The following is a 14151-nucleotide window of genomic DNA, read 5'->3' on the forward strand; positions in this document are numbered from 1 at the left end:
ACCCGTGGTCGATGAAGTTCGGCGATGGCGGATACGCGTCGACGGGAACGAGCGGCCATGCGGCCCGAGTGCCCCGAGGGCAAGAAAGATCGGAGTGGGCGAGTGCGTCCGCGGTTGGCTGTACTTCGAGGTACCCAAGGATGAAGCGCTGACCGAGGTCCAGTACGCACCAGACGCCGAGATTGGCGCCATCAACTGACTACCGCGCTATGCGCGGAGCAAGACGGAGCCCCGGCGGGGATGGGGAGTGGTCCCCCGCCGGGGCTCTGCTTCCCTCGGCCCCCATCACGGTTACCGGACCCTCGCCAGCAACGTACGGCGCGCCCGTGTTGACCATGGCCGGACGGGCGTTCCCCTTCTGAGCCGGGAGATGGCCACTCGCCCCTACCCCACCTGTATCGGCCGACGCCAAAACGCAACGGAGGTGGGCGACATGCCAGACAGGTGTCAGTTCCGCGCGCTGGTGGCCGGAGGGCAGGTCGTCACATCGCCCGTACCGATGTCCACCGACTCTTCTGGGTCTAGGAGCACGCGACCCGTACCAGCGGCCCGAGTCCGGGTGCACCAACCGACGGCAGCATGTCGAGCAGGCGCTCGATCCTCATGCTCAAGCGGGCGCACCTCGTCGGCGTGCCGCTCGGCGAGCTCGACTTTGCGGCGATCACGGAAGCCGAGATCCGCGTCAGCTTGTCGCCGCCTCGTCAACCGCGCATCCATCGACCGGCCCCCAGCCGGCTGCTGGGGGCCCTGTTGAGGTATTTCTGCTACGCGGTGCCGGGGTCGCCCTCGGTGCGCTGAGGCGTCCGGCCGTGCCTCAGAGCGCTGTCGGCCACGAGGCTGTCGAGGACCGGGATGGACTCATCCTCAGGCACCTCGATTGGGTCAGCCAGGGGATCCCCGGCCGGCTGCTCGCCGGGTTGAGCCGGCCCCTCCCCCGGCTCACCTCCGCCGATGCCTTCCTGCGGCTGACCGGTCGACCCGTCACCCGCCGGCTCGTCCGGCCCGGTGGGCTCGACTACCGGATCGATCGGCCGGCCCGGCTCGTCGCCACCCCCATTGCCAGGGGCCTCATCCTCGGGCACGTCGGCACCGGGCGTCTCGTCGCCGGGCGCGCCACCCGGAATTTGGCCACCGGGCTCACCGTCGGTCGGCGGCTGGTCAACCGGCGCCTCGTCGCCGGGACCGGTGGCCGGCGGTGGAGTTGGCTCGGTGGCCGGCGGTGGAGTTGGCTCGGTCGTTGGCCCGGTGGCGGGCGGGGGCGGGGAGGCCGGAAGGGGAGCGGGCGTCGGCGGCGGCTCGGCCGGAGTCGCCGGCGGGGGCGGGATTACCCCGGCCACCGGACCTTCCTGGACTGGCGTCAGCACCACCTCATCCCCGCCCTGACCCGGCATGACGTCGACCGGGGTCGTCGTAGGGATCGGCAGCGACTCATCGCCGACGAGAATCCGAGCCGCCGTCTTGCGGATCATCTCGTCCACGTGGGCCATCTCGCGGGCGTTCGACTCTACCCGGTCTGGGGCGGGCAGCAGCCCCATCTTGAAGGCCACCTCGGAGATATCCGCCGGCAGGATGACGTCCTCGCTCAGCCGCTCGGCCCACCGCTGTAGCCGGTCCCGATCGCTGCCATACATTAGCCACCGGTCGCCGACGACGAGGTCCGGCAGCAGGGCCTTGTCCGTTGGGATCGTCTTGACCCACGCCTGCACGCCACCCTCGGAGGCGAAAACCTTGAGGGTGTTGCGGTGCTGCAGGCCGGTCTTGGCGTCTCGGTAGGTGAAGATAAAGGTCAAGGAGTTCGGTCCAACCCACGCCTCGGCGTGCATCACCGTGCCGTCCGGCGTGGTGCAGGTAGCCACCAGGTCGGAGTTGTCGGTGCCCTGGCAGTCCCAGGCGGACCCGACCTCCACCCGACTGAACACGGGGTTCTGCCAGGCTTCGGCGGCGGCCACAGGCGCTGCCCGCGTGCCCTGGACGAGCGGCACGACGACCACCCCCAGGGCGGCTGCCGCAGCCATCGACGTCAGCTGCATGCCGGCACGGCCGACCCTGCTGGCGGCGTGCCGGCCACTCTTGGCCCGGCGCTCCCGCCGGTTCAGTTGAGGGACGGCGAGGGGGGTCGTGGAGGGCATCGCGGCCTCGACCCAGTGCCCGACGGCGTCGGGGTGGACCTTAGGCAGCGCTGTTCGAATGGCCTCTGCCATGCCCTCGCGGGTCAGGGCTGGGTCGACGAAAATTACCTGCTCATCGGGCAGGGTCACACACGTCGAACCGGTCTTCAACCGGACGATCTTCAAGGTGCAACCTCGGGGAGGAGGGAAATGGGACGGGGGCGGTGCCGGCGAGCCTTACTTCCTGGACCGCAGGTACGCCTGAACAACAGTTGCTACTGCCTCCAGCTCGTGTGGCTCCAGATCTTCGATGTTCGCGATGATCATTTGTTTGGTCGGGTCGTCCGGTAGCGCCCGCTCCCAGACGTGGTAGCCGCACGCTGACTGGGCTGCTCGGGTCACAATTGCCAGGTCCAGGTCCAAGCCGCGGGCCAGGCCCTCCAGCGTGCCCGCCTCGGGCATCGCCTTCAGCGGCTTGGTCGCGAGGTTGTAGACCGTCATGTGACTTTTCAGGCCACCGCTCTCGGCGATCGCCCGGTAGCTCGGGCTGCTCAGCTGCCTTCGGCGTTCTTCGATCAGGTTCGCGAGCGCCATGCCGGCGACCGTCTGATCTGGCATCAAGTCCTCTTCGCAGGGGGATGGACGATCGAGCTGGGGGTCGGGACCGGCGCATGCGGCGCGGGTAGCGAACTGTTCATCGGGACTGTACAAGATATTCCGAAAGTTTCCACTCTGAGCCGTTGCAGCTTGCCGCTGGGCAACAGTGGCGGCTATTGCCGAACATGGATCGAGCCTTTTCCCACCTGCCTAGGGGCTGTCTCGCTAACGGCACCTCTCATGTCAACCTGCCGGCCCCAGAGAGGTCCCGGGCGTCGGGGGCCGCACCTGCGAGACCGACGAGTCAGCCGACCGCTCGTGCCGATGTGCGGATGGTTGATCATGCCGCCTGTCGGACGCAGTGGCGAGCGGGGTCAGCGGGTTGTGGCGATGAGGCGTTGCAGGGCGGCGTGGGCGGGTGGGCCCCAGGTGGGCTTGCCGCCGGGGCGGCCGTGGATGCCGGCGTCGCCGATGAGGATGCCGCCGAGGGCGCGTGCCATTGCCCAGCCGCGGGCGCGGCGCATGGTGGCGGTGTCCGGGATCGGCTGGTAGGCCGTGTAGAAGTTGTCGGTGGTGCCGTCTGGTAGCAGGAGCCACCCGGCGGCGAGGGCGTATGCAGGGTCGCCGGCGCAGAGGTCGCCGAAGTCGATGACGCCGCAGAAGGTGCCGTCGGCGGTAAGGACGTTGGCCGGGTGCAGGTCGGCGTGGAGCCATAGCGCCGGGCCCGTCCATTGAGGCGCGGTGACCGCGTCGTGCCAGACGGCGCGGACGGCGTCCGGGTCGTTGATCAGCCCTCGCTCGGTGGCGGAGGCCAGCGCCTTGGCGAATCCTTCGGCGCGATCTGCCAGTGGCCCGCCGCGGTCTCGGCCGGCGGGCGCGCCGCCGGGGGCGGGTTGGTGAAGAGCCGTCAGGAAAGAGGCCAAGGACTTGGCCGCGTCTGCAGCACGTGTAACGGGGTTCCGGTCGGCGGGTGTGCCCGGAACCCAGGTGGTGATGAGCCAGGGCCGAGGGAATCGTTCGGAGGGCTCGCCGAATCGCTGCGGGACGGGGATCGGCAGCGGAAGGCGCGGGGCAAGCAGGGGTAGCCAGGAGTACTCCTTGCGCAGCAGCGCGTCCGCGGATCCGGTCGCCCAGGGAAGCCGGACGGCCAGGTCGTCACCGAGCCGCCACAGTTGGTTGTCCCATCCACGCGCGCCTAGCCGAACCGGGCGATCGGCGAGGTCGGGATGCTGGTCGCGTACCAGATCCCGGACCAGTTCCGCCGTAACCTCGATCTCGACGTGGGTCATGCGGAGCAACGGTAGTCCCGCAGAACCGCCTATTCACCCAGCAGCGGTAGGGGCGCTTCAGAGCCGGGGCACCGGTTGACGTCTACACCGCAGCCCACGGCGAGTTGGTGTCAACTGTGCCGCACAGCAGCGAAGCCCCCGATATGGTGCCGGTGTTCGACAGGAGATCACCGATGCAGTTCAAGATCGACGGCGAAACGGTTGACCTCGACCGGCGCTTGATCGCCGCACACCTGCGCGACCGGGTTCCCGAGCAGGTACTTAAGCACTGGGTGGACGTCGATGGCACACGCTTCCCTGTCAAGCAGGCGCTGGAGGCAGGCTCCGGGATCGCCCGAAAACGGTTCACATCGCAGACCGCTCGTTCGTTGCTAGCCCGGCTCGGGTTCGCAACCGGCCCGTCACAGGTCTCGCGGCCCAGCACCCCGGGTCCGGCGCTGCGGGCACGGCTGGCACCGCTCGTCAGCGCCGAACAGGCCGGCGCCGCGTTCACCACCCTGGTCACTTTCCTTCGCGGGAGTCCCTTCACCGACGGAGTCAGCACCCTGGAACATCAGCTCGTCGACGCTGACCGGCACACCGTGACCAGCGGTGGGTGGGCGATCTGGCGGGAGATGACCCAGTCCGGGGCGGTGTTCCAGCGCTGGATCTCATGGTGCCTGGTGATGGTGCCCTCAGGCTCGATGTCGTCGTGGTCGGTGCGATGCCGGTTCCAGATCTGCCGGCCGGTGTAGCGGGGGTTGGCCAGGATCGCCGCGACGGTGGTCAGCAGCATCCAGCGTTGGCCGCTGCGGCGCGGGTTGCGTGCCGGGTCGGCGCCGGACGGGCAGGGAAAGCTGCTGGCCGTGGAAGGCGCGTTCGTACTCACCGACGACGATGGCGATTCGCGCGTGTCGGGCGGCCGGGGTGCCGCTGCTGCTCGCGGGCAAGTGCAACGAGCCGGCCAAACGCCGGTACTACGACGAGGTGGTCGAGCCGATGCTCGGCGAGGACATCACCGTGGTTTTCAACGCCGATCGGGAGGCCGCCCTGCGGATGCTGGTGGAGGCCCGGTGACTGATCATCCTCATTCGGTGGGAGGAGCCGTTCGGCATGGTGATGGTGGAGGCGATGGCGACCGGTACGCCGGTGGTCGCGCTCGCCCGAGGTGCGGTGCCGGAGGTGGTCCGCTCCGGGGTGACCGGGCTGGTCTGCGAGCGGTCCGAGGAGCTGCCGGACGCGCTGCGCGCCGTGGAGCGGCTCGACCCGGCGGACTGCGAGGCGCACGTGGCGGAGAATTTCTCGACCACCCGGATGGCGTACAGCTACGAGGCGCTTTACCGGCGATTCCTCGCTAGTGCCACGCCGGGTCAGACGTAAGCGAGCCGGCCGGTGGGGTTGCCTGTCTACCCGACCACCGCAAAGCAATGGTCGGGCGCCGCTGCAGCCAGGGATGTGGCCTAGGTGCCGACCCGGCGGGTCTCGAGCCGTCCCGACCCTGGCCCGGTCAGCTGCCAGAACTCAGCCGGCAACTGGTCGACAGAGTCCCCGTACTCTTTCGCGCTGGCCGCCTCACGAAGGGTGTGCAGCACGGCCCGCGCTCCGTAGGAGGCCACCTGGCGATCCATCCCCGCCCGTGACTGCACCCGTTCGAAGAATTCGGCGAGCCCGAACTCGCCCTCAATCGGGTGGTGGCGAAGAACGATGGGTGATCCGGTGGGTCACCCGCAACTGGTACAGGCCGGCGCTGGTGATCGCGTAGAAGACGGGCAGGAGAAGAAAAATGACCAGGCCGATCAAGGGGGCCACCAGGTAGCCGACGATCCCTGCGAGGACGTACAGGACGACCCCGGCAATGGCCCGGACCCGCTCGACCGGAAAGAAGCCGTCCTTGGCCTGGTCCTTCAGCAGGTCGGGGTTCCGGGCCAGGTAGTGGTAGAACGCCAGCCACGTCGCGCACAGCAACGCACCGATCAGCGCGTAGAAGGCGATGGCTACACGCTGGTCCGCGTTGTTGTGCTCCTGCAGCGCGTGCGACACGACGATGGTCGGAAACGGGAGCAGCGCCGTGCTGAACAGCACGAACAGGTTCATCCAGTGCAGGCCGCGATCGACCTGCTGAATGCGGTTGAACGCCGCCTTGTGGTTGAGCCAGACGACGGCCACGTACGAGTAGGACGCGAGATACGCGACGTACGACGGCCATTGACTAAGCAAGCCGGACAGGAGGCGGCCAGGCGGGACGTCCGGCACCCGGAGGTCCAGGATCAGCAGCGTAATAATGATGGCGAAGATGGCATCGCTGAAAGCCACGGCACGGCTGGTGTCCGATCGGGTGCCTAGGTCCGTGTCTGGCCCGCTCACCGAGTGCGCCTACCCAGGGTCGTCTGCGGCAAACAGCTGGGCAGCTCGGTTTGCGAATGCACGGGCCTGCAGATCGATGTCTCCCGATACGCTGCATCCGGCCACCCGGCGCGCGCCGCGGTAGCCGGATGCGGGTGGTGGTCAGGGCTTGAGGACGACCTTCTCGCAGTGGTCCTGCTTGTTCTTGAAGATCTCGAAGCCGCGTTCTGCCTGGTCGAGCGGCAGGGTGTGGGTGATGACCCGGGTCGGATCGATCTCCCTGCGTTCGATGCGCTGCAGCAGCGGTTTCATGTAGCGCTGCACGTGGCATTGACCGGTACGCAGCGTCAGCGCCCGGTTCATCCACGCGCCGGCGGGGAACTTGTCCAGCAGACCGCCGTACGCGCCGATCACCGACACGATGCCACCGCTGCGGCACGACAGGATCGCCTGCCGCAGCGCGTGCGGGCGCTCGGTCTCCGAACGGACCGCCTGCTTGACCCGGTCGTAGGCGTGCACGTGCGCGCTGCCGTGGCTGGCCTCCATACCGACCGCGTCGATGCACTTGTCCGGTCCCCGCCCACCGGTCAGTTCCAGCAGCCGGGACCGCACGTCCACTTCCTCGAAGTTCACCGGGGTGTGGCCCGCCCGTTCGGCCATCTGTAGCCGGTAGGGCTCCTTGTCGATGGCGACGACCTTCGCGGCGCCGAGCGCCCGGGCGCTGTCCATCGCGAACTGGCCGACCGGGCCGGCGCCCCACACCGCCACCACATCGGTGGGCTGGATGTCGCATATTTCGGCACCCATGTAGCCGGTGGGCAGGATGTCGGAGAGGAACAGCACCTGCTCGTCGGTCAGGTCGGACTCGATCTTCAGCGGGCCGACGTCGGCGAACGGCACCCGCGCGTACTGTGCCTGACCGCCCGCGAAGCCGCCGGTCAGATGCGAATAGCCGAAGATTCCGGAGACCGGGTGACCGAACATCTTCTCCGCGATCCCGGCGTTGGGGTTGGAATTCTCGCAGCAGGAGTACAGCTCGGCGGCGCAGGCGCCGCACGCGCCGCAGGCGATCGGGAACGGCACGACGACCCGGTCCCCGACGCGCAGCCGACCCGGATCGACGCCCCGGCCGACCTCGATCACCTCGCCCATAAACTCGTGACCCATGACGTCGCCGTCCTGCATCGTGGGCACGTACCCATCGAGCAGATGCAGGTCCGAGCCGCAGATCGCCGTGGAAGTGATCCGTACGATGGCGTCGCGCTCGTTCAGGATCTTCGGGTCCGGCACGTCGCGAACCTTGACCTTGTTGCGGCCGGCCCAGGTGTTCGCCCTCACGCATCCGGCCCCTTAGCGAGCTCGGCATCCGACAGCGGTTGCGCCGGACGCTGCGGGAACTCCTTGCGGGCCCGCTTGCCCCACGGGGCGCCGTCGGACCGGACCACCTCGCCGGTCTCCAGCACCTGCTTGAGCCGGCGCAGGTCGTCGTCGAGCTGCTGGTGCGGTTCCTCGCCGAAGTACCTGGCGACCGCCTTGCCGATCGCGCCGCCCGGGATGTCGTACGACAGAACGACGTGCACCTCGGTGCTCACACCGTCCGGGGCGGGCACGAACCGGACCGTGCCAGCGTTCGGCACATCCGCGTTCCCGGTCGACCGCCACACGATCTTCTCGCCGGGTGCCTCGTCGACGATTTCCGCGTCCCACTCGACGTTCTTGCCGAACGGAGCGCTGGCGGACCAGTGGCTCGTGCGGTCGCTGGTGGGGCGGATCTCCTCAAGGTGGGCCATGAACGTCGGGAGGTTGTCCAGGTCGCGCCAGAACGCGTAGACCTTGGGTGGGGGTTTGCGGATGGTTGTCGTGGCCGTCAGCTCCATGGATCCTCCTTCGCGTGAGCCTCGTAGCGCCCCGATCCTTTTCGCCCGGGTGGCCTGCACGGCGGTCAGCAGGTCCACCACCGTGATCCCGACGACGGCGCCAGTGACACCGACGAGACGACGCCGGCGGCGCCCGCCCCGGTGGGCGATGGCCACCCCGAGAGAGGCCAGGTCCATCGCGTCGCCCGCGACCCGGGTCCACGCCCAGATGCTCTTCCGCCGGCTCGTCAGGAGCCCGGCTGCGTGTACCAACTCCCGCGCCCCGACCAACGGCACCACCGTCCGGGACGTCGGCGAGTCGTCCACGCCGCTGATCCGGCGCACCGCGTCCGGTGCCGCCAGCTGTGCCACGCCCAGCCCGAGACTCACCCAGCCGAGCCCGCGCCCCCGCCACTGCACCTCGTCCTGCCTGCCCTTTACTGCCTCTCGGGTTGCTAGTTGAGTCACGGGTAGCCTCCGTATCCGGTCGCACCGGCCGCGCATTCCCGTTCACGACGGTCCGGGCGCGACCCGTAGGGGCCCGGATACCCCTCGGAAACCACCTCAAGCCGCCCATCGACCGCTGCATGGAGGTTCCTCTGCGGCGATCCCTATCCCGCTGCTCAGCACGATGTCACGGCCGCGAACACCAGCAGCGGTACGGCCAGCCAAGCGACCAGGTGCGTCGAACACATACCTGCCGTGCACCCGTACCAAGCGCGCCAGCCGCCGGAGGACGGCCCGCCGGCTGTTGGGCACCGTATGGCCGCCGCTTTGGTTGGTCTAACAGCCGCTGCTCGGCGGGAGCGGCGGCGTTTCGGCCGGCAGGATAGCCGCCGCGGGGCTCAGGCCCGGCCTGATCCTCCCGACCCTGAGCCCCATCGGTCAGGCCGTCGCCATCTGGCGGACGTCTTCGCCTTGGGCGAACTCCTCGACCATCTTGGCGCAGAAGGCCGGAAGGTCGCTGGGGCTGCCGTATGCCGACGATGAGGTGATCACGAGTATTGCGGAGCAGACACTCGCGGGTCGCGAGAAGTCCGGCGAGATCGTCATCCCCGTGGCGAAGTGGTATTCCCATGTGGAGAAGGAGCAGCACCGGCTGACGAGCGAGTGGGTGTCGCTCGCCCGCTTTCCCGTGGCCGACGAGTTCTACTACGGGAGTTTTGTGATCCGCCACGACGACCTGGCCGCCGGTCGGCTGGACAAGGCGCTTTCCGTGACCGAGTTCAGCGAGTAGAGCACCGGCGGCGCCGAATGCGGCCGCGGACTGCACGGGCGATCTGGCTACCCACCTCGCCGGCGCCGATGATCCCGATAGTCGTCATGCATGCTTCACGACCTTGTCCTTCGCACCTGAAGTGGGCAGGACGGCAGAGGCAAGTAGAGCCAGCTTGTCCGCATCGCTGGAGCCGGCGTCCGGGTGGTAGACGACCAGCATCAGGTCCTCGGTGCCGTTGATCGCCAGTCGCTCCCGGTTGAGGGTCATCTCGCCGACCTGCGGGTGGTCGAGCCGAAGTGGGGTCCCGCGCTGTCCGCGCACCTCGTGCCGGGCCCAGAGCTGTCGGAACCGCGGACTCGCCAGCGAAAGCTCGCCGGTGAGTTCGATGAAGCGGGGATCGTCGACGTGGGTTCCCACGGCCTGCCGCAGGTTCGCGATGAAGCACTCCGTCACGTTCTCCCACTCTGGATGCAGCGCCTGCTCGGCCGGGTCCAGGAACAGGTCGCGCAACTGATTGCCGCCGACGGCAAGGCCGGGTGAGAGCGCTGTGGCCATGCGGTTCACGGCCAGGATGTCGAAGTACCGGTCTTCGATGAAGGCAGGCTGCACGAGGCTCTCCAGGAGCTTCAACGCTCCTGCCGGCGGTGTCTGCTTGCGCGGTCGGCGTCTGCGCCGCCGGGGAACCTCCGCGACCAGGGTGAGCAGGTGGGCGAAGTGGTCGTCGTCGAGCTGCAGCACGCGTGCGATCGACTCGAGCACCTGGACGGAGGGGTTGCGGTCACGGCCGCGTTCGAGCCTCAGGTAGTAGTCAGCGCTGATGCCGGCGAGCATGGCGACCTCCTCCCGCCGCAGCCCCGGCACACGCCGCACACCGATGTCGGGGATGCCTGCCTGCTGCGTCGTCACCAGCTCGCGCCGGGCTCGCAGGTAGGCCCCGAGGGCGTTCGTCGACTCGCTCATGAGGGCGACCCTAGCTCTCTGCGCAGCGATCGGAGGGGGTCCTGTCGCACCCCAGGCTGCAGAGGGCTCTGGGTGAGTCGGCGTGCCGCTCATAGCGTTCACGACGGCCCGTCCGGGCCACGTAACCCGAGGGGGAGTCATGACCGTCACACTGATCACCGGAGCCAACAAGGGCATCGGTTACGAGACCGCCAGGCAGCTGCGGGAGCTGGGGCACGAGGTCTACCTCGGCGCGCGTGACGCCGAACGCGGTAAGAAGGCCGCCGCCGAGCTCGGGGCGCGGTTCGTCCAGCTCGACGTGACCGACGACGCCTCGGTCAGCAGCGCACTGGCGACGATCGACGCGGCCGAGGGCCGTCTCGACGTCCTGGTGCACAACGCCGGCGTCCTGGAGACCGCGCTCGACGGCCCCGCGGCGCTGCGTTCCTTCGACACGAACGCGGTCGGCATCGTGCGTGTCACGCAGGCGGCACTGCCCTTGCTCCGCAGGTCCCCGAACGCCAACGTCGTCACCATCTCCAGCAGCGCCGGGTCGTTTTGGGCGGTGAACAACCCCGAGCGGCCGGAGTTCGGTCTGCCGCTCGCGCTGTACTCGGCGTCGAAGTCCGCAGCCACCATGCTGACGGTGCACTACGCCAAGTCACAGCCGGGCATCAAGTTCAATGCCCTTGAGCCGGGCACCACCGCCACCGACATGACCGCCGCCTTCGGCATCGGACGACCGGTCGAGGAGAGCGCCCGAGTCGTCGTACGTCTGGCCACCCTCGACGCGACCGGCCCGACCGGCACCTTCCAGGACGAGGCAGGACACCTGCCGTGGTGAGCCCGCGCACAGCTCGAAGCTGCGGACACACGCCCGCGCCTGTCGACGGGCGCAAGCGGCGAATCCACGGCAGGTCCGTCCTGGGCCGGCGTCGTCTCGGTAGGGGACGCTTCGATCACGGGAGCTGAAGTTTGGCGCGGACGGTGGCGGCGTCCGGGTGGTTCAGGGCCGTGAAGATGTCCAGCGCCCTATGCCAGTCGGCCCGCGCGGAGGTGGGGTCGCCGAGGGCGTCGCGGGTGTCGCCGAGCCGGCTGAGAGTATCCGCCTCGCTCCAGCGGTCGCCGAGATCGCGGGTCAGCTGAGTGTGCGTTCGTAGCACTCCACGGCCTCGCCGTACTGGCCAAGGTGGTGGTGGGCGAAGCCGAGGCTGTCCCAGGTGGCGGCCTCGCCCGCGCGGTCGCCGAGTTGTTGGAGAAGTTCGAGCGCCTGCTCGCAGTACGCCAATGCCCCGATGTGCTCACCGAGCTGGGCATGGCACCGATCGACCGGTCTCGCCGGACCACCGGTCCCGCGCTTCCAGATAGTCATCGCCCTCGACTTGCAGGAACCTGATAGCGGACGTCTCGTCGAGCATCGTGACGCCTTCATCGGGCAGAGAGGCGACTGGTGTCGCATCGGATCCGAAGATGAAGGCCTTGTTGCCGCCTGCGGCGGCATCCCATTCGTCACAGAACCCCGGCTCGTTCTGGCACATGAAGACCGACAGCAGGCCGGCACTGCCAACTTCGGCGTCAGCAAGGCGGATCTGAGCGAGGAACTGCATGGACCCGCCGCACTCCCGACACCGAGGCCACTCGAACTCCCCTGGGGCGGTGCGAGGTGATCGTCGTCGAGCACCACCGCTTGGGCAGTTCGCCATCGCAGCGAACAGAATGAGCAGACCAGAACACGCAGGGAGAAGTGACATGCAGCCCTACACCCTCGGCGAAGTAGACCGATGGCTGGACTGGATCCACGAGGCGCACGACGAGTTCGACTACCGGTACATCTACTTCGCCTACCTGGCGGCCAGCAGCGGCCAGCCTGGCGGCGGCGAGACCACCCTGAGCAGCAATCCCGACGGAAGCTACCTCCTGCGGGCCGGGCGTGACGATCGTGGACTACGACTGGGCAACGACGACGAGCGGCGCGAGTTCACCACACATCTGCGCCAGCGGTACTGCGGCGACCGCTACGAGAGCATGAGCGAATGGGAGGCCGCTCAGCATGCCGGCTACCTGGAGGACCAACGAGCATGGCGTTCGGGCTGGTAACCCGGTCAGGCCGGCTGCGTCGCGCCTTCATCATCAGGTGAATGGCCTGCGCGGCGTGCCGGTCCGGCTCTGATCCACGCCTACAGCGCTTCGGCATGTCACCGGCTAATTGAGCAGGTCGTGTGTGGCAACGTTGGTGGTCACGCGGCGGCCTGGCCGGCTCGGCGGTGGGGATGTGCAGTCGGAGCAGGCACGGCCTGGTCGCCATGGATGGTGCTGAGCCGAGGCAGTCAGCTGGTGGAAGGCTCGGCCGGCGGGTGCGCAGCCGGCCGTTGAGCTGCGCGCTGCAGCGAGGGGCTGACCCACCCATTCTCGACGGGCTTGAGGGCGTGGGTCGCGAGCTGACCTCTTCGGCGGACCTGACGAGGTCACGCAGCAGTTAGCCTTGTGCTGCAAGGATGGTGACGATGCAGGTGTAGTCGATGCGCGGCGGGTCTGACGAAACACCAGCGGCGCTGTCCTCACCAACCGCGAAGGGTCGCGAAGGGTCAGGGGAACGGCCTGGACGCGAGGGCATCCAGAGCCGCCCGCCGGCCGACCTCGATCATCTCGGCAGCGCGGTGGAACTCATACGTCCGGGCGGCGTCCGTCGGTACCTCGATCAGCAAGTCCGGCGGGTATCCGGCCAGCTGGTAGCGGATGAGGAGGTCCGCCACGGCATCCAACGACAGGCTCATGACATCAAGCGCGCCCAGGTCGACGGGGAGGTTCGCAGACTGGCCACCCCGGACAGGCGCCATCGGCTGGGCCCGGGCCCCCTTGAGGGACACGGCGACGACCGCGTCGGCCGGCATGAACGTGGTCGGCGCCATCGGCAGCGGCTCCATCAGGCCACCGTCGGCGAGGAGCCGACCGTCGACCATGACCGGGGTGATGGCGGGTGGCAGGGCGATGGAGGCCCGCACCGCGACGTCCACCGGACCGTGCCGGAACCATACGGCTCGACGGGCCAGCAGGTCGGTCGCGACCGCCGTGAAAGGCACGGGCAACTGTTCGAAACGTACGCCGTCGAGCAGTTCCCTGACCGGAGCCATCAGCTTCTCGGCCCAGATCGCCCCCGGCGCGCCCACCGCCGGATCGAGCAGGCGCAACACCTCGCGGTGGCCGATCGTACGCACCCAGTCGGTGTAGGCGCCGAGCTTGCCCGCCGCGTACAGCCCCCCGATCAGGGCGCCCATGGAACACCCGGCGACGGCGACGATGTCGAACCCGCGCTCCTCCAGAACCTGGATCGCGCCGATGTGCGCATAGCCACGCGCGCCGCCGGCGCCGAGTGCCACCGCGATCCGCACGTAACCACCGTCCATCGCTCCGACCCGGATCGGGCCACGAGGCTTTGACGTCGAGAAGTCGAGCCCAGTCGTAGGACATAGCGGGCGGGCTCATCGACGCGTCGGTGCGGACACTCAACCACGAAACCGGGGACCAGATGCCCGATTCATGACCTAGTCACCCTGCACGGGCGACGCCAGCTCAGGGAAGGCGGGACAGGGCCGCGGCGGCGGCTGCCCGGTAGCGCTCCAGCTTGGCGGCGCATTCGATGATGATCATCTTCGCTGCGATGGCTGGAGTGGATGGGTGCCCCGGAGGGCTGGGCGTCGGCCATCGCGGTGATCGTCTGTTCGATGCTCTCGGGTGCGAAGGCGGAGGCCAGCCGGAACCGGCCCGGCCGGGCTGTGATGTCGTGCCAGGCACTGGAAGGGCTATACCCCTGGCACACAGCT

General features: G+C 68.6%; 17 protein-coding genes and 1 pseudogene. 5 read left to right on the forward strand and 13 right to left on the reverse strand.

Annotated features, from left to right (window positions below; genetic code table 11):
- Positions 1-579: 579 nt before the first annotated feature.
- Positions 580-798, forward strand: a complete 219-nt coding sequence (locus tag OG990_RS05245) for a hypothetical protein (RefSeq protein WP_406079213.1) — start codon at positions 580-582, stop codon at positions 796-798.
- Here OG990_RS05245 and OG990_RS05250 read toward each other — a convergent pair.
- From OG990_RS05250 to OG990_RS05265, 4 genes are all read right to left on the reverse strand, one after another.
- A complete protein-coding gene (locus OG990_RS05250; RefSeq protein WP_406079214.1) occupies positions 765-2294 on the reverse strand; it encodes a hypothetical protein in 1530 nt (509 codons plus the stop codon). The genes OG990_RS05245 and OG990_RS05250 overlap by 34 nt on opposite strands.
- A gap of 51 nt (positions 2295-2345) precedes the next feature.
- On the reverse strand, positions 2346-2726 hold the full coding sequence (locus OG990_RS05255) for a hypothetical protein (RefSeq protein ID WP_406079215.1): 381 nt from the start codon (positions 2724-2726) through the stop codon (positions 2346-2348).
- A 353-nt stretch (positions 2727-3079) separates the two neighbouring features.
- Positions 3080-3994, reverse strand: coding sequence for an aminoglycoside phosphotransferase family protein (locus OG990_RS05260; protein WP_406079216.1), 915 nt, complete (start codon positions 3992-3994; stop codon positions 3080-3082).
- A 553-nt stretch (positions 3995-4547) separates the two neighbouring features.
- Complete coding sequence (locus tag OG990_RS05265; protein ID WP_406079217.1) at positions 4548-4769, reverse strand: recombinase family protein; 222 nt, start codon at positions 4767-4769, stop codon at positions 4548-4550.
- Positions 4770-4840: 71 nt separating this feature from the next.
- On the opposite strand from OG990_RS05265, the pseudogene OG990_RS05270 reads away from it, so the two are divergent.
- A pseudogene (locus OG990_RS05270) lies at positions 4841-5353 on the forward strand (glycosyltransferase); the annotation flags it as partial.
- A gap of 80 nt (positions 5354-5433) precedes the next feature.
- On the opposite strand, the gene OG990_RS05275 reads toward OG990_RS05270, so the two are convergent.
- The 4 genes from OG990_RS05275 to OG990_RS05290 form a co-directional block, all read right to left on the reverse strand.
- On the reverse strand, positions 5434-5601 hold the full coding sequence (locus OG990_RS05275) for a hypothetical protein (RefSeq protein WP_406079218.1): 168 nt from the start codon (positions 5599-5601) through the stop codon (positions 5434-5436).
- 52 nt (positions 5602-5653) lie between these two features.
- The gene (locus OG990_RS05280) at positions 5654-6286 is read right to left on the reverse strand and encodes a TMEM175 family protein (protein ID WP_406079219.1); all 633 of its coding nucleotides are present in this window, start codon (positions 6284-6286) and stop codon (positions 5654-5656) included.
- Between the two features lie 192 nt (positions 6287-6478).
- Entirely contained in the window at positions 6479-7654 is a 1176-nt protein-coding gene (locus OG990_RS05285) for a zinc-dependent alcohol dehydrogenase (protein ID WP_406079220.1), read from the reverse strand.
- Complete coding sequence (locus OG990_RS05290; protein ID WP_406079221.1) at positions 7651-8640, reverse strand: SRPBCC family protein; 990 nt, start codon at positions 8638-8640, stop codon at positions 7651-7653. The genes OG990_RS05285 and OG990_RS05290 overlap by 4 nt, the downstream gene beginning before the upstream one ends.
- A 472-nt stretch (positions 8641-9112) precedes the next feature.
- Between OG990_RS05290 and OG990_RS05295 the strand changes: the two genes are divergently transcribed.
- Complete coding sequence (locus tag OG990_RS05295) at positions 9113-9409, forward strand: hypothetical protein (RefSeq protein WP_406079222.1); 297 nt, start codon at positions 9113-9115, stop codon at positions 9407-9409.
- Positions 9410-9493: 84 nt separating this feature from the next.
- On the opposite strand, the gene OG990_RS05300 is transcribed toward OG990_RS05295, so the two are convergent.
- Positions 9494-10351: a helix-turn-helix domain-containing protein gene (locus tag OG990_RS05300; RefSeq protein ID WP_406079223.1), complete on the reverse strand. Its 858-nt coding sequence runs from the start codon at positions 10349-10351 to the stop codon at positions 9494-9496.
- Positions 10352-10490: 139 nt separating this feature from the next.
- Here OG990_RS05300 and OG990_RS05305 point away from each other — a divergent pair, with 139 nt between their 5' ends.
- The gene (locus OG990_RS05305) at positions 10491-11174 is read left to right on the forward strand and encodes an SDR family NAD(P)-dependent oxidoreductase (protein WP_406079224.1); all 684 of its coding nucleotides are present in this window, start codon (positions 10491-10493) and stop codon (positions 11172-11174) included.
- A gap of 115 nt (positions 11175-11289) precedes the next feature.
- On the opposite strand, the gene OG990_RS05310 is transcribed toward OG990_RS05305, so the two are convergent.
- From OG990_RS05310 to OG990_RS05320, 3 genes are read right to left on the reverse strand one after another with little or no spacing between them, the layout of a single operon-like run.
- Positions 11290-11493: a hypothetical protein gene (locus OG990_RS05310; RefSeq protein WP_406079225.1), complete on the reverse strand. Its 204-nt coding sequence runs from the start codon at positions 11491-11493 to the stop codon at positions 11290-11292.
- Entirely contained in the window at positions 11469-11618 is a 150-nt protein-coding gene (locus tag OG990_RS05315; protein WP_406079226.1) for a tetratricopeptide repeat protein, read from the reverse strand. Before OG990_RS05315 ends, OG990_RS05310 begins: the two co-directional genes overlap by 25 nt.
- 13 nt (positions 11619-11631) lie before the next feature.
- Positions 11632-11937, reverse strand: a complete 306-nt coding sequence (locus OG990_RS05320; protein ID WP_406079227.1) for a hypothetical protein — start codon at positions 11935-11937, stop codon at positions 11632-11634.
- 142 nt (positions 11938-12079) lie between these two features.
- Between OG990_RS05320 and OG990_RS05325 the strand changes: the two genes are divergently transcribed.
- Complete coding sequence (locus OG990_RS05325) at positions 12080-12427, forward strand: hypothetical protein (RefSeq protein ID WP_406079228.1); 348 nt, start codon at positions 12080-12082, stop codon at positions 12425-12427.
- A gap of 488 nt (positions 12428-12915) precedes the next feature.
- Here OG990_RS05325 and OG990_RS05330 read toward each other — a convergent pair whose 3' ends face one another.
- Positions 12916-13719: a patatin-like phospholipase family protein gene (locus tag OG990_RS05330; RefSeq protein ID WP_406079229.1), complete on the reverse strand. Its 804-nt coding sequence runs from the start codon at positions 13717-13719 to the stop codon at positions 12916-12918.
- Between the last annotated feature and the right edge of the window lie 432 nt (positions 13720-14151).

The organism is Micromonospora sp. NBC_00858 (genome assembly GCF_045207365.1).
GTDB lineage: Bacteria > Actinomycetota > Actinomycetes > Mycobacteriales > Micromonosporaceae > Micromonospora.